Here is a 19285-nt window from a genome sequence, read left to right on the forward strand (position 1 = left end):
ATCGGCCGAACCGGAGGCGCTTATCTATCCACCTCACAGTGGATCGTCAAGCGCCAAATCAACAAAACTCAGAGACGAGTTTTCCGTTCGCTGGCAGCGGTGCCGCCCGCGTTCTTGAGCCGGGTTATAGGCCCCAACCTCAGAACCGTCAATCGCCAATTCGAACAATTCCTGCAAATTCCGCCCCGCAAAATCTGCCCGTGTGGATAAGCGGACGGCCGAGGCCCAGGAAACCGCAGAAACCAGCGCGTTCGCGCTAAGCGGTTGAGATGTCTTAATTTTCGTTAACCCGCCGATCCGTTCAGTAGGCAGGGAGGCAGGGAGGCAGGGAGGCAGGGAGGCAGGGAGGCAGGGAGGCAGGGAGGCAGGGAGGCAGGGAGGCAGGGAGGCAGGGAGGCAGGGAGGCAGGGAGGCAGGGAGGCAGGGAGGCAGGGAGGCAGGGAGGCAGGGAGGCAGGGAGGCAGGGAGGCAGGGAGGCAGGGAGGCAGGGAGGCAGGGAGGCAGGGAAAGCCTGCGGCCAGGATCGGCTGGCCTGCAAGCGACGGATCCAGCCCCAAGAAGATGCCCGCCCAACTGAGCTCTCGCCTTCCCGCAGCATTGCAGGGCCGGCGATGGCCCCTGCTCTATCCACCGCGAGATCGACATGCCGTATTTGCGGCCGTGCGAGACGCGCCAGCGCCTTGCGGCCGCTTGGCGCGAGGTCCGATGAGTCGACCTGGACCGAAGTGGCAGAGATCCCAAGAAAGCCGGCGTCTAGCAGCGTGCTCGGCCAGCCCAGCCGGTTGGTGGATTGAAACGGACCGTTTGCGGATGCCTCACGCGCGTTTCTGAATTTCGGAAGCCCGAGGCCGTTGCGATGGCCCCCGCCGAGGCGCCGCGAGCCGGATGCCGACAGAATTGACCGCGCGAAGGTCGCCGTCGCGATCAAGGTGCGGTCCTGAGGGACAGACGGCACCCTTCTAGCTGACGTACTTCCTTCATCAGTGACCGACGCCGAGCGCGTCACCTGAAACAAGAACCCTCACCTTGCCCTCTCCCGTGTGCGGAAGAGGGTTTGGGTCGGCGCCCCAAGAAAGCGCGGCCACAAGCGCAAGCAATCTCCTGCCCAACTGCCGGAGGGGGTGGGCAGGTCCACGAAGGGAGGAGACAACAAGGTCAGTCCCTCGCGCCAACGACAAGCCCCTCACCCTACCCGCTCCCGCGAACGGGAGAGGGTTTGGGCCTGTTCCCTTCATCGACCTGGAAGCGCGATGAAAGACGATCTCGCTGCCTCCCGAGCGTTTCTCCATGTGCAGGACACTGAGTGCCCATCACTGACGCCTGACCGCTCGCGCCTTTCCGGGAAAACTGCCGAAACGGCACGCCGCCGGCCCCTCCGCGACAGGGCACAAGCCCGCAGGCAATGCGGCGTCCGGAAAGCGGGGCTCGCTGTGGTCGCCCGGCACGAGGCGGCCTTCCAGCCCGCACAAACGAAAACGGCGACCCGAGGGCCGCCGTTTTGTCTGAAGGGAAGCGAAGCCAGAAGGCTCGCTCCTCATGGTGGGTCGCGACTTGCGGCGCGAAGGCGCCCTAGCGCTCCATGAAGATTTCGCGCTTTCCGGCGTGGTTGGCCGGGCCGACGATGCCTTCCTGCTCCATCCGCTCCATGATCGAGGCGGCGCGGTTGTAGCCGACCTGCAGGCGGCGCTGGATGTAGGAAGTCGACGCCTTGCGGTCGCGCAGCACGACGGCCACGGCCTGCTCATAGGCGTCGCCGCCGCCTTCCTCGGCCATCGCGGTCTTGTCGAACACGGCGACGTCTTCCTCGGCCGGAGCGGCCACTTCCGCCTCTTCCTCGTCGCCGGCGGTGACGGCGTCGAGATATTCGGGCCGGCCCTGGCGCTTCAGATGGGCTACGACCTGCTCGACCTCGTGATCGCTGACGAAGGGCCCGTGCACGCGCTGAATGCGCCCGCCGCCGGCCATGAACAGCATGTCGCCCTGGCCGAGCAGCTGCTCGGCGCCCATCTCGCCCAGAATCGTGCGGCTGTCGATCTTCGACGTCACCTGGAAGGAGATGCGGGTCGGGAAGTTCGCCTTGATCGTGCCGGTGATGACGTCGACCGACGGGCGCTGCGTCGCCATGACCAGATGGATGCCGGCGGCGCGGGCCATCTGGGCGAGCCGCTGCACGGCGCTTTCGATGTCCTTGCCGGCGACCATCATCAGGTCGGCCATCTCGTCGATGATGACGACGATGTAGGGCAGGTTCGAGAGGTCCATGACCTCCTCTTCCTGCATCATCTCGCCGGTGGCGCGGTCGAAGCCGGTCTGGATCGTGCGGGTGATGACCTCGCCGCGGGCGCGCGCCTCGGCGACCCGTACATTGAAGCCGTCGATGTTGCGCACGCCGAGGCGCGACATCTTCTTGTAGCGCTCCTCCATCTCGCGCACCGCCCATTTCAGCGCGGTGACGGCCTTCTTCGGATCGGTGACGACCGGAGTGAGCAGATGCGGGATGCCCTCATAGACGGAGAGCTCCAGCATCTTCGGATCGATCATGATCAGGCGGCATTCTTCCGGGCGGTGCCGGTAGAGCAGCGACAAAATCATGGTGTTGATGGCGACCGACTTGCCGGAACCGGTGGTGCCGGCGACCAGCAGATGCGGCATGCGGGCCAAATCGGCGATCACCGGCTCGCCGCCGATGGTCTTGCCGAGGCAGAGGCCGAGCTTGGCCTTGGCTTCGGCGAAGGCTTCGCTCGCCATCAGCTCGCGCAGCCAGACCGTCTCGCGGGTCTGGTTCGGCAGCTCGATGCCGATGACGTTGCGGCCCTCGACGACGGCGACGCGCGCCGACACCGCGCTCATGGAGCGGGCGATGTCGCCGGAAAGGCCGATGACGCGGGACGACTTGGTGCCGGGCGCCGGCTCCAGCTCGTACAGCGTGACGACCGGGCCGGGATTGGCGTCGATGATCTCGCCGCGAATGCCGAAATCGCGCAGCGTCTGCTGCAGGAAGTTCGAGTTCTGGTCGAGATATTCGGCCGAGAGCTCGAAGGGCGGCTCGGAGACCGGCGGCTCGGCCAGAAGGTCGAGCGGCGGCAGTTCATATTCGCCGGTATGGAAGCTGACGACCGTCTCGGCGCGAACGGGAGCGGCTTCCGGGACGAGCGCGAGGGCAGCCGGCGCGACCTCGGGCGTTGCCTCGGCGACCGGTTCCGCGGCGACGGGCGCGGCGGCGGCCTCGAAGGCGCTTTCACGCCGCAGGCGGCGGGAATTTCGCGAGCGGGCGCTGAGGCTCTGGACCGGCGTTACCCAGATCGGCCATTCGAACCAGACCTGGATCGAAGCCTGGACATGACCCGGCAGCAACGTTTCCGGGGCGCGCAGCGCCGGCGGCACCAGGCTCGGAGCCGGGACGACGACAGCTACCGGAGCCGGAGCCACGGCAGCCGGTTCGGCCACGACGGGAGCGGGCTGCGTCGGCGCTGTCGCGACCGGCGGCACGACCGGCGCTGAGGCGACCGGCGCGGTGGCGACCGGCGGAACGGCCGGCGCGGTGGCGACCGGCTCGGCCGGGCGCACCGGACGGGTGACGCGAGGGGCCTGCGCCACAGGCGCTTCCGGCAAGCCGATGGCATGCGCGGGCGGAACGGCGCGGCCGACCTGGATCAGGCGCTCAAGACGACGGATGTTGGAAGGCCGTGCCGCCTCGACGATCTCGGCCTGGCGATCGAGCTGCGGCTCGGGAGCGGCCGGTGCTTCGGCCACTTCGGCGACCGGAGCGGGCTCCGGCGTGGAAACCACATGCGGCGGCACCATCGAGGGAACGACGGGGCTGGTGTTGCGCAGAACCGGCGGGGCGACGGGCGGGACGGTCGCGACCGGCGCGGCCTTGGCCGAAGCCGGCAGGACCGGCGCGGGAGCCGCCGTCACCAGCGCGGCGGGAACGGGCGTCTGGACGGAAGCAGCCGGCACGGACGGGGCGGGCGCGGACGAGGCCTGAGCGGCGGGAACGGGCTGTTCCGCCGTCTCGCTGACGACCTCGGCGGCATCGGCCGGAAGATCGGCGTCGCCGGCCTCACCCCCCGCATTGCGCGGACGGCGCAGATAGTCGGGCGTGCGGGTGAAGCGGGCGTTCATCCCGGCCGTGAAGGGCTGCAGCCAGGTCGGCAGCGGCTCGCCATCCGGCCCGACCATCGGCGCCTCGGGCGCGGCCGCCGGGGCCGCGGGACGCGATGGATTGGGATGATGCAGTGCCTCCCGTTCGCGCGACGGGCGCGCCGCGGGCTCGGCGGAATGGAGGGAAGTATATTGGGGAGGCCGATTGGAAGAACGCATGTTTGTCGCTGACCCTGGTACGCGGTCTGGCCGACCGTTGCTGGTCGTTCAGGCATACGAAGAACAGCGTTAACGAATGGTTTGAACGATCCGTCCAATCCACCATTCGACCCTCCTGTTGCAGCGAGCCCACAGCCGCGGCGCCAGCGCCGGATCGCCCCCTGCCCCGCCGAAACGGCCGGTTCCCGCGCCGAGGCGACCGCGCCGGTCGCGGTGACGAAGCCGCGCTGTCGCAGGCCGCGATCGAGATCCTTGCGCGGCCGCTGCCGGGTCGTCATTCTAGGATGCGGCACGCTATGGTTGCAGGCGCGCCGGACGGGACGGATGTGCCGGGCAGGTCGGCATGCCGGACGATGAAGGAGACGCCCTTGACCATCGTGAAGCCGGAATATGTCGGGGACGGCGGCGTCGCCACCGTCTCCTATTATGCGCCGGACGCGCCGACCCGTTTCACGGATTCGCTCCATCGCACCGGCTTCGCCGTCATCCGCGACCATCCGGTGCCGCGGGATCTCGTCGAGACGATCCATGCCGAGTGGCTCGCCTTCTTCGAAAAGGAAGCCAAGCACGCCTACGCCTTCGATCGCGAGACGCAGGACGGCTATTTCTCGACCGCCGTCTCGGAGACCGCCAAGGGCAACGACAAGCGCGACTTGAAGGAATTCTTCCACATCTTCCCAGGAGGCCGCTATCCGGCGGAGGTTTCCGACGCGGCGCGGCGCTATTTCGCGATCGCCGGCGATTTTGCCGGCGAACTGCTTTCCTGGGTCGAGGCGAACACGCCGGAAGACGTCCGCGCGCGCTTCTCCATGCCGCTCGCCTCGATGATCCGCGAGAGCCCGGCAACCCTGCTGCGCGTGCTGCGCTATCCACCACTGACCGGCAAGGAAGAACCGGGCGCGGTGCGCGCCGCCGCGCATGAGGACATCAATCTGCTGACCGTCCTGCCCGCCTCGAACGAGCGCGGGCTGCAGCTCCTGACGCGGAGCGGCGCGTGGACCGACGTGCCGACCGATTTCGGCTCGCTCGTGGTCAATGTCGGCGACATGCTGCAGGAGGCGTCCGGCGGCTACTACAGCTCGACGACGCATCGGGTGGTCAATCCGTCGGGCGAGGCGGCGCGCCGGTCCCGCATCGCGCTGCCGCTGTTCCTGCAGCCGCGCCCCGAGGTGAAGCTGTCGGAGCGCCATACGGCCGGGAGCTACATGGATGAGAGGCTGCGCCAGCTCGGCGTCAAATAGGCTCGTTCCGGATCAGGGCGACGCGGGCTCCCGGCGGAGCAGCAGCAGCACCCGCCGTCCGCCCGCCTCGTCCGCGACCCAATCGAGCCGGCCGGACTGCGGGAACGAACCGAGCAGCCCGAATTGCTCGGCGGCCGACAATTCCGGATCCCGCAGCAGCGTCGCGAGGCCGAGCGGCCGGCTGACCCGCTCGTCCGACAGCGAGCCGAGCAGGATCCGGTCGCGGCGATCGGCCGATTCGGCTGAAACCGTCGTCGGCCAGAAGCGCAGCACGAGCCGATGGTCGGCATCGACCGGCCGCACCATCGTCAGCACGGCGAAACTCCCGGCATGCGTCTGCGGCAGCGGCGGCAATCCGTCGAGGGGCGCGTCCGGCGACAGGAATTTGGCGAACCCGCCGACACCGCCGGAGGGCGCGATCTGCCAGCCGGCATCTACCAGCGCCTCGCGCAGCGCCTCGACGCCGGCATCCGACTGCAGCGTCAGCGCACCGCCTTCGGAGCCGTCGAGTTCCCAGCGATCGGCCGGGAAAGTGGCCCAGTCGCCGAGGCGCCAATGCGCCGCGTCGAGGCTCGTCTCGACGACGCGCGGCCGGTAGGCGTCGACCGCCCTGGAATAGTTGGTAGCGACCCGCAGGCCGCCGGCGACCAGGAGCGCAGCGAGCACGACGCCGACGAAGCGGAACGGCCGCATCGCCTGCAGGTCGAGCCGGCGGAAGACGAGCGCATAGATCGCCGACAGCGCCGAGCCGAGCGCGAGGCCCGCCAGCACGTCGGACGGCCAATGCGCCGCCAGATAGATGCGCGACGCGGCAATCGCCGTGATCAGCACGCCCGCGAGCGCGAAACCGGCCACCTTCCAGCGGAACGGCGCATTGTGGGTCGCGAGCCAGGCGGCCGAGGCGTAGAGCGCGGCGGCCGAGGTGGCGTGGCCGCTCGGAAAGCTGAAGGCATCGGCGCCGGTATAGATGTCGATCGGGCGGGGAATGACGAAGACGCCCTTCATCAGCGGCACCGACAGCGCCGCGAGGCCCATGGTCAGGATGAGGCCGACCGCCAGGCTGACCTGCCGGCGCAGGAGCAGCCAGACGACGATCGCCAGCAGGACCGCCGTGATCACCACGCCGTCGCCAAGGCTGGTGATGGCGATCATCACCCTGTCGAGGCCGGGCGTCCGCCAGCCCTGCACCAGCGTGCTCACGGCCGTATCCATGCGGGTGATCTGCTCGCGCATGAGGACGTCCTCGGCGAGCGACACGAACGCCACTGCGAGCGCGATCACCGCCGCGCCCATGACGATCAGGGTCGAGGTGCCGGGATCATCGGGATCGAGGACGGCGACGAGAACGCGATCGAAGGCGGTATCGCGCCGCTTGGCAAGCCGGATCAGGCGGCGATAGCGCCGGCCGAGGCCGGGCAGCATCCAGCGCCAGGCGATGTAGCCGAGCCAGATGGCGAAGCCGATTAGGATGAGCGCGCCGACGAGCATCGCCACCAGCCGGCCGGCGATCGAGCCGAGGACGCCGAGCGCGAGGCCCATGCCGGCGCCGGGCAGGATATGCGCCGGCGCCCAGACGAGGGCGGAAAGGACATTGACGAGAAAGAAGCGCGCCGGCGGCATGCCGACGACGCCGGCGACGAGCGGGATGACCGCCCGCACACCCGGCACGAAACGGCCGATCGCCACGCTCAGCGTGCCGAAGCGGGCAAAGAACGCCTCGCCCCTGGCGAACAGCTCCGGCCGCTCACGCAACGGCCAGGTCGAGCGGATCCTGTCCTTGTAGCGATGGCCGATCCAGTAGGAGATGCCGTCGCCGGCTATCGCGCCGAGCGTCGCCCAGAGCAGGATCGGCCAGAGCGACAATTCGCCGAGGCCGACGACCGCGCCGACCCCGATCAGGATCGCCGTGCCGGGCACGAACATGCCGATAACGGCGATCGCTTCCGCCATGGCGCAGAAGAAGACCAGGGCCGCCGCCCAGTGCGGATGCCCGGCGACGAGCTGGATGAGGGTCTGCAACCAGTCGTCCATGGTCCAAGACTAGCCCCGGACGAGAGCCTGGAAAACCCTCGCCGTCATCAGACGGCCTCGGCTTCGCCGACCTGGAGCACCGTCAGGCGCTTCAATTCGCCATTGCGGGTTTCCCAGCTGATCGATTCGCCGACGCCGACGCCGATCAGCGCCGCCCCGATCGGGGTCAGCACCGAGATTCGGCCCTGGCCGATATCGGCCTGCTCCGGATAGACGAGCGTGACCTTGCGCACCATGCCGGCGGTATCGTCGCGATACTCGACCTCGTGGCCCATCCGGACGAAGGGATGCGAGCGCTTGGCGTCGGCGACGACTCGGGCGCGGTCGAGTTCCTCGTTGAGGACCTCCGCCACGTCCGGATGAGAATGCGTGGCCGCCCGCGCCAGCGTCGAAAGCCGCTCATGATCGGCCGCCAGAATGGTGATCCGGGGCCTGAGGCGGCCGGGGCTGCGGGTGGTCATGGTCGTCGTCTCCACTATGGGACCGCTGCGCCTGGCTTGAAGCGGCGAGGATCCCCGAAATGATCTTCCATCGCCGCCTTCCGTTTGGGAAGGGCCGGCGAGGTTCGAGAAGCATCTGCCCCGCAATTCACCGCGAAAGCGGCTGTTGCGGGCGAGTGCCTGAGGCAAGGGCATCCTGTCGAGGCGCGGGCGCGCGAACGGAATCAGGGCTGGCTTGGCGAAGGGTTTTGAAAAGTCATGCTGGCAAGAACCCCGTGTCCGGGGCGAACGCGCGCGCCGAACCCGGGGCTAGTGTCCCGCGATCAGAAGACCCGCATGGAGCAGGGAACGGCGAAAGGGCGAATGGATCAACATGGTGCTTCCAGACATAAGCACACTGGCGCGAAAGTCAAACCAACGCGCCTGCGAGCCGACCCGACCGTCCGAAAACGTCACACGTGAAACAGTCGGCCGCTTGCCCTACCCGCGACGGTCCGGCGCAAACGGGGCGATGTCGACGTCGGGGCGCTTGCCGGAGATCTGGTCGGCGAGCGCCTTGCCGGAGCCGCAGGCCATGGTCCAGCCGAGCGTGCCGTGGCCGCTGTTCAGATAGAGATTGGCATAGCGGCAGGAGCCGAGGCGCGGCGGCCCGTCCGGCGTCACCGGGCGCAACCCCGACCAGCGCTCGGCCGTGGCTATCGCCGCCTCCGGCACCTTGGGGAACAGCATCCGGAGCGAGGCGATCAGCCCCTCGTAACGCTTCTCCGGCCGGGTGAAGTCGTAGCCGGCGAGCTCCGCCGTGCCGCCGACGCGGATGCGGTTCTCGAGATTGGTATGGCCGACCTTCATCGTCTCGTCCGAGACGGTGCTGACCGGCCCGACGGCGTCCGAATCCGCTGAGATCGTCAGCGAGTAGCCCTTCACCGGATAGATCGGCACCGGAATGCCGTGCGGCTCGAGCAGGCCCTTCGACCAGACGCCGAGCGCCACCACGACCGCATCCGCCTCGATCGTCTCGCCGCCGGCGACGACGCCGATCACCTTGTCCCGCTCGATGACGAGCTTTTCCGCCGCGCGACCATAGAGAAAGGTCACGCCGCGCGCCGCACAGGCCTGGGCCAGCGCCTGGGTGAACAGGAAGCAGTCGCCGGTCTGGTCGGTCTCGAGCAGCACACCGCCGATGACGCCGCTGGTCGGGTCGATATTGGGCTCGAAGGCGAGCAGGTCGTCGCGGCCGAGGCTCCGGTGCGGCACGCCGAGCTCGTCGAGCACGGCCAAGTCGCGCTTGTAGCCGTCCGCCTGCGCCGCCTCGCGGAAGGCGACGATCAGGCCCTTCTGCCGGCCGGCATAATCGATGCCGATCTCGGAGCGCAGCTGGTCCGAGCAGTCGCGCGAATATTCGGCGAGCCGCACCATGTTGCGCTTCGAGGTCACATATTGCTCGACGCTGGAGGCGCGCCACATCCGCCAGAGGAACTGGCTCATGGCGAAATCCGGCATGCGGCTGACGATCAGCGGCGCATGCTTGGCGAAGATCCACGCCGCCGCCTTGCCGATCAGGCCGGGAAAGGCCCAGGGCGACGACAGCGCCGGCGAGATCTGCGCCGCATTGGCATAGCTGGTGCCGTGCCCGGCCGAGGTGTTCTTCTCGATCACCGTCACCTGATGGCCGGCCTCGGCCAGATACCAGGCCGTCGTCACGCCGATCACCCCGGCCCCGAGCACGACAATATGCATGACTTCCCCTCGCTCCGATTCGCGCCGCCAGGCGACGCGCCCCCCCGGCCCGTTCAATCGGAAGTCGCAGCGGCGATCAAGCACCAAGCCCTACGAGGACACCCCCGCCAGCGGCTCGTCGCCCTCGTGCAGCACGATGCGGTCGCGCCCTTCGGCCTTCGCCCGGAAGAGCGCCAGGTCGGCCGCCTTGACCAGATCGTCCGGGGTCACCGTTTCCTGCGGCATGATCGTCGCCACGCCGACACTGACGCTGACCCGTCCGTCGCCATGCGGAATATCGAGCTCGCGCACGCCCCGGACCAGCCGCTCCGCCACATGCTGCGCCCCGGCGGGCGTCACGTCAGTGAGGACGATGACGAATTCCTCGCCGCCATAGCGCGCCGCGAGGTCGGTCGACCGGCTGGCGCTCGTCTGCAGCACCTGCGACACGCGCTTCAGGACGTCGTCACCGGCGAGATGGCCATAGGCGTCGTTGTAGCGCTTGAAATGATCGACATCGATCATCAGCACCGAGACCGCCGTCTGCGTCCGCAGTCCGCGCTTCCATTCGGCGCCGAGATATTCATCGAAATAGCGTCGGTTGCCGAGGCCTGTCAGGCCATCGATCCGGGTCAGCCGCTCGAGCTCGAGATTGACGCGCATCAGCTGGCGCTGGCTTTCGCGCAGGGCCCGATAGGCCTCGTCGCGCTGGACGTGATCGAGATAGGCGCGGGTGTGGTAGCGGATGCGGGCGATCAGCTCGACCCGGTCGGGCAGCTTGACGAGATAATCATTGGCGCCGGCCTGGAAGGCCTCGCTCTTGATCGCCGGATCGTCCTTGGCCGACAGGACGATGACGGGAACCGAATGCGTCGCGCTGACGCGACGATAGTGACGCACCAGCTCCATGCCGTCGATCCCGGGCATGACCAGATCCTGCAGGATGACGGTCGGCTTGACGCGCTCGGCCACCGTCAGCGCGTCCATCGGATCGGTGCAATAGTGGAAATCCATGTCGGGCTGGTTGGCGAGCATGCGCCGCACCGCTTCGCAGATCATCACCTGGTCGTCGACCAGCAGCACCATCGACAGATATTTGTCGGCCGGCACCGGTGTCGGCAGATCCGGCGATCCCGGATCCTTCGGGTTCAAATCCTGTTCACCCTTCATGGGATGGCCTTTTCAAACTTGGGCGCGAAGACACGCGTCGACGAGGCGCGACGCGATCGAATCGAGCGGAAGGATTTCCGCGGCGGCGCCCAGCTCGGCCGCCGCCTTCGGCATGCCGTAGACCGCGCTGGTGGCGCGATCCTGGGCGATGGTGAGATGTTGCCGCTCGCGCAGCGTCTTGAGCCCGGTGGCGCCGTCGCGCCCCATGCCGGTCAGGAGGACCCCGACCAGATCGTCCTGCCACCAGCGCGCGGCGCTCTCGAAGAAGACGTCGATGGACGGGCGATAGATATGCTGTCGCGGCTCCGCCGCATAGCCGAGCTCGCGGCTCGACTTGAAGACGAGATGATCGCTGGTGGACGCCACCAGCACCGTGCCCGGCACCGGCCTGTCCCCCTCGATCGCCGCGCGGACCGACAGCGCCGTGTGCCTGCCGAGCCAATCGGCCAGCCCGGCGACGAACTGCTCGTCGAGATGCTGCACGAGGACGATCGCCGCCGGAAAATCGGCGGGCAGCTTGCCAAGCACGGCCGCGACGGCCGCGGGTCCGCCGGCCGAGGCGCCGATGGCGACGAGGCTCGAAGCGGGCGCGCCGATGGCGGGCGGGCTCTTCCGGGCGACCGGCCGGGCGGGAACGTCGCGAACCAGCTTGCCGATCGTGGCGATCCGGGCGAGCAGCACCGAGGCATTTTCCGCCCCGTCGCCGCGCACACCTGCCTGCGGCATGTCGACGGCGTCGAGGGCGCCATGGCCCATCGCCTCGTAGACCCCGGGCACATTGTGCTCGACGCTGGCCGTGACCAGCAGGATCGGACAGGGCGTCGCCTGCATGATCCGCCGCGTCGCCTCGACACCGTCCATGACCGGCATGGTCAGATCCATCAGGAGCAGGTCCGGCAGGTCGCGCTGGCACATCGCCACCGCCTGCGCCCCGTCCATCGCGATCCAGGCGAGCTGGTGCTCCGCCGTCGAGACGAGGATGCGCCGCAGCAGCTCGACGGCGATCGGCATGTCGTTGACGATGCCGATCCTCATCCGACCATTCCCCGGAGCCGGGTCATCATTCCGCTGCCTCCCCGATCAGGTCCACGACGGCATGCAGAAGCGTCTCGTCATGGAAGCTGCCCTTGGTCAGATAATAGTCGGCGCCGGCGTCGAGGCCGCGCGCCCGATCTTCCTCCCGGTCCTTGTAGGAGACGATCATCACCGGCAGGTTCCGCAAGCGCGCATCCTTCTTGATCAGCGTGACCAGTTCAATGCCGTCCATGCGCGGCATGTCGATATCGGTCACCACCAGGTCAAACGGATCGGAACGGACGGCGTTCCAGCCGTCCATGCCGTCGACGGCGACCTCGACCTCATAGCCGTGATAGTCGAGCAGCTTGCGCTCGAGCTCGCGCACGGTGAGCGAATCGTCGACCACCAGGATGCGCTTCCGCCGCCGCGCCGCGGCGCCGGCGCTGCGGCGCTCCAGCGTGCGCAGGCCGCCGGACGCTGCCAGCCTTTCGGCCGAGCGCACCATGTCGGCGACATCGAGGATCAGCACCGGCGAGCCATCGTCCATCAGCGCGGCGGCGCTGATGTCCTGCACCTTGGCGAGGCGCGGATCGAGCGTGCGCACCACCAGCTCGCGCTCGCCGAGGAAGCGGTCGACGATCAAGCCATAGGCCTCGCCGCGATCACCGATGACGACGACGGCGAGTTCGCCCGAATCGAGCTTCGGCTCGCCGCGGCCGAGCACCTCATGCGTCGTCAGAAGCCCGAGCTGGCGCTCGTCGAGGCGGAAATGCGGCCGCCCCTCCAGCAGTTCGATGTTCTCCCGCGCCAGCGAAATCGTCCGGATGATGCCCGTCAGCGGGAAGGCGTAGGGCTCGCCATCGACCTCGACCAAGAGCGTCCGCATCACCGACAGCGTCAGCGGCAATTGCAGCAGGAACTCGGTGCCGGAGCCCCGCTCCGACGTGACGCTGACGAGGCCGCGCACCTGCTTCGCCATCGCCTGCACGGCATCGAGACCAACGCCGCGACCAGAAATATGGCTGACCGATCCCTTCATCGAGAAGCCGGGCAGGAACAGGAATTCCAGGAGCTCGGCCTCGCTGAGATGGGCCGCCGTCGCCTCCGTCGTCAGTTGGCGGGCGAGGATGGCGGCGCGCAGCGCCTCGAGATCGATGCCCCGGCCGTCATCGGCGACGCGGATCTGCAGCAAACCGGCCTTGTGCCAGGCCTCGACGCGGACGACGGCCTCGGCCGGCTTTCCAGCGGCGAGGCGTTCCTCCGGCGTCTCGATGCCGTGGTCGACGGCGTTGCGGAGCAGATGGCCGAGCGGCGCGTCGAGCTGTTCGAGGATGTCGCGATCGATGCTGGTCGAACCGCCGACGATTTCGAGGCGCACCGGCTTGCCGAGGCTGCGGCCGAGATCCCGCACGCTGCGCGAAAAATGCCGGACACCGTCCTCGAACGGGCGCATGCGGCTCGCCAGCGTCTCGTCGTAAAGACGGTTGGCGAGATCGGTGGCGCGGCGGTCGATCAGTTCGAGCTCGCCGAGGCGGGCAACGAGGAATTCGTGGCTCTGCACCATGTGCCGCTGCGCCTCCTCGAAGGCGAGCGCCACCTTGTCCCCGGCCGAAACCGGCAGCGCCGCGCGCAGCTGCTCAAAGGCGCGGGCCGTATTGGTCTGCAGGCGCTTCAGCCGCAGCAGCTCGTCGTGGAAGGGCCGCAGCCGGCGCGCCTCCATCAGCGATTCGCCGGCGAGACCGAGCAACCGGTTCAGGCTCTCCGCCGTAACGCGCACCATGCTGTCGCCGGAAGCGTTCGAGGCGACGGGCTCGGGCGTCTCGGCGCGGGTAACCACCGGCGGTTTCGGCTCCGGTAGAGGCGCCTGTACCTCGACAGGCGCGGGCGCCAACTTTGCCGCCGCCGGATGCGAGGCCGCCTCCAGCGTCGTCAGGAAGGCGGCGATCTCGGTGGCAAATCGGTCCGGATCCGTGCCGTCTTCCTCGCTGCCGGCCGCGATGACGGCCAGGAGGTCGACACCCCTAAGCAGCGCGTCGATGTGATCGCGGTTGAGCGTCAGCCGACCCTTCTGCGCCGCGACGAGGGTTTCCTCCATCGCATGCGCGACCTCGACGGCGGCGACGAGATCGATGATCCGCGCTGCACCCTTCAGCGAATGGGCGGCGCGCATGCAGGCGTCGAGATGGTCGGCGGCGACGGGATCGCGCTCCAGCGCCAGCAGGCCGGCCGTCAGCGCCTCGGACTGCGTCGCGAGCTCCGCCCGGAACAGGTCGAGCATGGAAAACTGGCTGAAATCCTCGCCGCTCATGCGATGTTCCGATCGATCGCGTCGAGAAGCCGGATTTCGTCCAGCAGCCCGACGGTTCGCCCCTGCCAGTTGAGCACGGCGGTGGTGAAGGAGGAGACCGCCTGCCCGACCGTTCCCGGCACGGGCGAAAGCGCGCTCCGCTCATAGCGATGGATGCCGTGCACCTCGTGCACGCTGAAGGCGATCCGGCCATTGGCGCGGCCGATCACCACCATGCGCTCGAAATGAAGGCTGCGATCGCGGCGCTCGACCGCGACATCCTTGTCGATGCCGAGCAGCGTCGCAAACGAGATGCAGACCAGAAGCTCGCCCCGCACATTGACGATGCCGCGAACGACGCCATTGCGCCGATGCGGCAGTGTGTGGACGCGGCGCGGCTCGGCCACCTCCTCGAATACGGCGGTCGACAGCGCCAGCCATTCCTCGCCGATGCGGAAGATCACGGCGGCGGCGCGCTCTTCCTCAACCTCGCTCTCGATCGCCTTCTCGCTGGCGAAATGCAGCGCCCATTCGGCGCGGTATTCCGGCGGCAGCGGCCGGTCGAGCAGCCCGCGCGCGATCTCCGCATAGGCCTCGCGGTCGCGGCCGCGCGGCGCGGCGACGGCATCCGCCTCGACCGCTTCGACTGTCGTCGTCCGGCTCTCGTCCGACATCAGCTACCGCTCCTCTTCGACATCCGGGCCAGCCGGTCGTTCAGTGTCTTGGCGCCGGCGCCGTCGCCCCGGCGCTGCAGCAGCAGGGCGAGATGCGCCAGCGCCTCGCGATGCTCGGGCGCGAGATAGAGCGCCTTGCGATAGTTCTGGATCGCCTCGTCGGTCGCGCCATCGGCATCAAGGACGAGGCCGAGGCGATAGAACGCCTCGGCCGAAGCGCCGAATTCGCTCAAATGGGCGCGGGCCGCCTCCAGCGCCTGCGCCAGCCGGCCGGCATTGGCGGCGCGCTCGATGGCGGCGAGGCTTTCGCCGGCCCGGTCGGGCGGCGGCAATTCGGACGTTCCGCGCGCTGGGCTTGGCTTCGCCTGGGCAGCCGGGCGCGGCTTGGCCGGCACGACAGCGAGCCTGGCCGTCCCAGCCGGAGCTGGCGGTGGCGGCGGCGCAGCACGTCGCGCCGGAGCCGCCGGCTTGCCGGCCTCTTCCCGCTTCAGGCTGAAGGCGAACGCCATCGGCAATCGGGCGGAGGCGAATCCGCAGGCGATCGGCAGCGCCGATTCGGCCGGGCCGACCAGCAGCAGCCCGTCTGGCGCGAGCACGGATCTGAGCTTGTCGAGCGCCCGGTCCTGCGTCGGCCGGTCGAAATAGATCAGAAGGTTGCGGCAGAAGACGATGTCGAAGCGACCGCCCTCCCGCTCCGCGTCGAGATCGAACAGATTGGCGCGCCGGAAGCGGACGCAATCGCGCACGGCCCGGCGCGGCCGGTATTCGCCGTCGACCGGCTCGAAATGGCGATCGCGGAAGCCGAGGTCGCGGCCGCGAAACGAGTTGCGGCCATAGATCGCCCGCTCGGCCGCGGCGATGTTGTGCTGGCTGACGTCGCGCGCCTCGATCGAAAACGCCTCGGCCGGGAAGCCGGCGTCGAGCATCGCCATCGCCATCGAATAGGGCTCCTCGCCCGTCGAGCAGGGAAGGCTCAGCAGACGGAACGACTGGCGGCTGCGCGGCAGCGTCCGGAGATGCTGCACCACCGCCGCAAAGGCGCCCTCGTCGCGGAAGAACCAGGTCTCCGGCACGATGGTCGCGTCGACCAGCGCCTGCCGCTCGGCCGCCGACGCGTTCAGAACCGTCCAGTAGACCCGCAGATCGTCGAGGCCGAGCGCGGACATCCGCTCCTTCAGCGCATGGCGGATGACCGAGGCGCCGACCGCCTCGCTGGAGAGGCCGATCTCGTCCTTCAGGAACTGTTCGATCACCTCCTGCATCAGGCGCTCGCATCGAGCTGGCGGAACAGGATGTCGCGAAGCTCCGGCGACAGCAGCGCCTCGGCCCGTACCAGCTGGATCAGGCCGATCGCATCGGAGGCGACGGGGCCGAGATAGGCGGGCATGCCGGCCTCGACGCCCGACGGCACGAAGTCGGCGGGATCGCGCGACACGGTCTCGATGACGCGCTCGGCGACGAGGCCGAGCCGCCGCGTCTCGCCCTCGGCGACCGGATAGCGGATCAGGATGATGCGCGTGCTGAGCACCGCCGCCGACGGACGGCCGAGCGCCAAGAGGCTCAGATCGATCAGCGGCACAGGGCCGCCGCGATAGTTGATGGCGCCGACGACGCCGGCTGGCGCGCCGGGCAGCACGGTCGGCTCGATGAAGGGCAGGACTTCCTCGACCTGTCCGACATCGAGGACATAGCGATCCCGGCCGAGGCGAAACATCAGGAACAGCATGGCGCGGTCCTCCCGTTCGAACCGCGTCAGGCGCGCAGCTTGAACCGCGTGATGCTATTGCGAAGGCCGCTCGAGACCTGGTTGAGCTCGTCGATCGCCAGCGACGACTGCTGCAGCGATTCGACCGTCTGCTGCGCCGCCTCGCTCAATTGCGAGAGCGCGTCGCTGATCTGGCCGGCGCCGGTCGCCTGCGCCTGCATGCCCTCGTTCGCGATCTCGAAGCGCGGCACCAGGCCCTGCACCTGCTCGATGATCTCCGACAGCTGGCCGCCGACCTGCTGCACCTCGGTCATGCCGCGGCGCACTTCCTCGGAGAACTTGTCCATGCCCATGACGCCGGCGGCGACGGCGGACTGGATGTCCTTCACCATCTGCTCGATGTCGTAGGTCGATACGGCGGTCTGGTCGGCGAGGCGACGGATCTCGGTGGCGACGACGGCGAAGCCGCGGCCGTACTGGCCGGCCTTCTCCGCCTCGATGGCGGCGTTGAGCGAGAGCAGGTTGGTCTGGTCGGCGACCTTGGTGATGGTCGTCACCACCTGGTTGATGTTGCCTGCCTTCTCGCTGAGGATCGCCAGCTTGGCGTTGATGGCGCCGGCCGCCTCCATGACATGGCGCATGGTCGCCTCCATGCGCGACAGGCCGGCCTGGCCACCGCCGGCGAGCGACGCGGTCTGCTCGGCGACCGTCGACACCTCGTTCATGGTGCGGACGAGTTCATTGGAAGTGGCGGAGATCTCCTTCGCCGTGGCGCCGATCTCGGTCGTCGTCGTCGCGATCTCGTTCGCGGTCGCCTGCTGCTGCTTCGACGTCGCGGCGACCTCGGTGATCGAGGTGTTGACCTGGATGCCGGACTTCTGCACCTGGCCGATCAGGGTCGTCAGGTCGTCGGCCATGCCGTTGAAGCCATCGGCGAGCGTCGAGAACTCGTCGCGCCGGGCGAGCGCCAGGCGCTGGCTGAAATCGCCCCTGCGCATCACGGCGACGGCGTCGACGAGGTGGCCGAGCGGTCCCATGATGGCGCGGAACAGCCAGTAGGCGAGCAGCACCGACAGCACCAGCGCCGCGACGAAACTGGCGATCAGCGCCAGCTTGGCCGTCTGCACATTGGCGAGGATCGCCTGCGTCGAGCGATCGCTCTCCAGCTTGTTGTAGTCGACCATGGCGCGAAGCTGGGCCTGGATACGGTCGAGGACCGGCTCAAGCTCGGTCTTGACGACGGCGCGCTGCCGCGACGCGGACTCGACCGTGTAGCTCGCCCTCGCCATCTCGATGAGCGCGTCCTCCCGGGGGAAGAACTCCTCGGTGAGCTTGCGGATCCCGTCGAGATTGATCCGGTCCTGCTCGGAATCGATCGTGTCCTCATAGGCGACCGTCAGGCGGCGCACGAGGTCGCGATTGGTCTGGATCGCCGTGATGGCGCTCTGGCGCGCCGCGTCCGTATCGGCCAGCGCCAGGTCCTGCACGAGGTTCTGCGTGTCGGTCCAGCCGGCCATCATCTCCATGCTGGTGACGAGGCCCGGCACCGTCTTGGTCTCGACGGAGAGCGCCTCGCTCTCGGTGCGGATCAGCGAGGCGAAGGTCACCACCGCCATGATCGACATCACCACCAGCACCGCGGCGAAGCTGCCGAGAATGCGTTGACGAATGGTCAGATTGTTCATCGAGCGTATTCCGTCCTGCAAGCATGGCCCCGGGGCCGGGAGGTTCCCCATCGACGTCCTGGAGCCCGATCGCGTCCGAAATCACGCGCCACCCCGTCGGATTGTCGCCTGACTATATACCGTCCAATCCTTTCATCTCCATTGCGCTCCATCGCCAAAACGCGACGCGAACAAGAAGAACAGAGGCCGAAAACAGAAAAAACGGTTGAGCGGAAAGCAATGGACCAACCCGGGCGTCCAAGATTCTTGGGGCACGCGGCCACGGCCGCGAAGCGCCGCCGGCTTCAGAGCCCCATCGCCCGGTGCATGGAGCGGGCGAGATGCGCCTCCATCGCCGTGACGGCGGCTTCCGGATCCTGCGCTTCCAGCGCTGAGAGGACGGCGAGATGCTCCTGCATCGTGTGGACGATCGCCAGCGACGACAGCATGTAGAGCGTGTCGAGCCGGACGACGCAGATCTGCTCCATCATCTGGGCGTGCGACGTGATCATCAGCGGATTGCGCGTGCCCTCGACCAGCGCGCCGTGAAAGGCGCGGTCGAGCTCGGCCGCGCGCGCGAACAGGACGGATTCGACCACCCCGTCGCGGGCGAGATCGATGATCTCGTCGTGCCGCTGCCGCCATTCGACGATCTCGCCCATTGTTACCCGCTCGGCGAAGCGCCTGAGCGCCTCCGCCTCGATCACCCGCCGCATCTGGAAGCAATCCTTCAGATGAGCGAGGTCCGGCTTGACGATCTGGATGCCGGATCGCGGCAGGACGACGAGAAAACCTTCCTGCTCCAGCCGCTGCATCGCCTCGCGCAGCGTGCCGGTCTGCACCTCGAGCAATTCGGCCAGTTCGCCTTGCGAGACCGTCGCGCCGAGAGCGATCCGGCCCGCGAACAGCGCCTCCTTGAAGCGCTGATAGGCGATCTGGCTGAGCTTGGCAGGCGTCTCGCCGGGCTGGGTTCTGCGTCGTTCCATGGGGTTGCTATAGCACGGCCACCCCGAAGGA

At 68.3% G+C, this 19285-nt stretch carries 13 protein-coding genes; 1 reads left to right on the forward strand and 12 read right to left on the reverse strand.

Annotated features, from left to right (window positions below; all coding sequences use genetic code 11):
• Positions 1–1569: 1569 nt before the first annotated feature.
• On the reverse strand, positions 1570–4182 hold the full coding sequence (locus K32_RS21695) for a DNA translocase FtsK (protein ID WP_201401491.1): 2613 nt from the start codon (positions 4180–4182) through the stop codon (positions 1570–1572).
• Positions 4183–4700: 518 nt separating this feature from the next.
• On the opposite strand from K32_RS21695, the gene K32_RS21700 reads away from it, so the two are divergent.
• The gene (locus K32_RS21700) at positions 4701–5564 is read left to right on the forward strand and encodes a 2OG-Fe(II) oxygenase family protein (RefSeq protein WP_244670015.1); all 864 of its coding nucleotides are present in this window, start codon (positions 4701–4703) and stop codon (positions 5562–5564) included.
• Between the two features lie 12 nt (positions 5565–5576).
• On the opposite strand, the gene K32_RS21705 is transcribed toward K32_RS21700, so the two are convergent.
• The 11 genes from K32_RS21705 to K32_RS21755 form a co-directional block, all read right to left on the reverse strand.
• Complete coding sequence (locus K32_RS21705; protein WP_201401493.1) at positions 5577–7583, reverse strand: bifunctional DedA family/phosphatase PAP2 family protein; 2007 nt, start codon at positions 7581–7583, stop codon at positions 5577–5579.
• Positions 7584–7642: 59 nt separating this feature from the next.
• On the reverse strand, positions 7643–8056 hold the full coding sequence (gene rnk, locus K32_RS21710) for a nucleoside diphosphate kinase regulator (RefSeq protein WP_201401494.1): 414 nt from the start codon (positions 8054–8056) through the stop codon (positions 7643–7645).
• A gap of 459 nt (positions 8057–8515) precedes the next feature.
• Positions 8516–9772, reverse strand: coding sequence for a D-amino acid dehydrogenase (locus K32_RS21715; protein ID WP_201401495.1), 1257 nt, complete (start codon positions 9770–9772; stop codon positions 8516–8518).
• A 90-nt stretch (positions 9773–9862) separates the two neighbouring features.
• Entirely contained in the window at positions 9863–10921 is a 1059-nt protein-coding gene (locus tag K32_RS21720; protein ID WP_305798442.1) for a diguanylate cyclase, read from the reverse strand.
• Positions 10922–10933: 12 nt separating this feature from the next.
• Positions 10934–11956, reverse strand: a complete 1023-nt coding sequence (gene cheB / locus K32_RS21725) for a chemotaxis-specific protein-glutamate methyltransferase CheB (RefSeq protein WP_201401496.1) — start codon at positions 11954–11956, stop codon at positions 10934–10936.
• A gap of 25 nt (positions 11957–11981) precedes the next feature.
• On the reverse strand, positions 11982–14246 hold the full coding sequence (locus K32_RS21730; RefSeq protein ID WP_201401497.1) for a hybrid sensor histidine kinase/response regulator: 2265 nt from the start codon (positions 14244–14246) through the stop codon (positions 11982–11984).
• Positions 14243–14899, reverse strand: a complete 657-nt coding sequence (locus tag K32_RS21735; protein WP_201401498.1) for a chemotaxis protein CheW — start codon at positions 14897–14899, stop codon at positions 14243–14245. The genes K32_RS21730 and K32_RS21735 overlap by 4 nt, the downstream gene beginning before the upstream one ends.
• Entirely contained in the window at positions 14899–16161 is a 1263-nt protein-coding gene (locus K32_RS21740) for a CheR family methyltransferase (RefSeq protein ID WP_201401499.1), read from the reverse strand. Before K32_RS21740 ends, K32_RS21735 begins: the two co-directional genes overlap by 1 nt.
• The gene (locus K32_RS21745; protein ID WP_201401500.1) at positions 16161–16625 is read right to left on the reverse strand and encodes a chemotaxis protein CheW; all 465 of its coding nucleotides are present in this window, start codon (positions 16623–16625) and stop codon (positions 16161–16163) included. The genes K32_RS21740 and K32_RS21745 overlap by 1 nt, the downstream gene beginning before the upstream one ends.
• A gap of 26 nt (positions 16626–16651) precedes the next feature.
• Positions 16652–18289, reverse strand: coding sequence for a methyl-accepting chemotaxis protein (locus tag K32_RS21750; RefSeq protein WP_201401501.1), 1638 nt, complete (start codon positions 18287–18289; stop codon positions 16652–16654).
• 284 nt (positions 18290–18573) lie between these two features.
• A complete protein-coding gene (locus K32_RS21755; RefSeq protein WP_201401502.1) occupies positions 18574–19254 on the reverse strand; it encodes a GntR family transcriptional regulator in 681 nt (226 codons plus the stop codon).
• Positions 19255–19285: the final 31 nt, after the last annotated feature.

It is taken from the genome of Kaistia sp. 32K, from assembly GCF_016629525.1.
Taxonomy (GTDB): Bacteria; Pseudomonadota; Alphaproteobacteria; order Rhizobiales; family Kaistiaceae; genus Kaistia.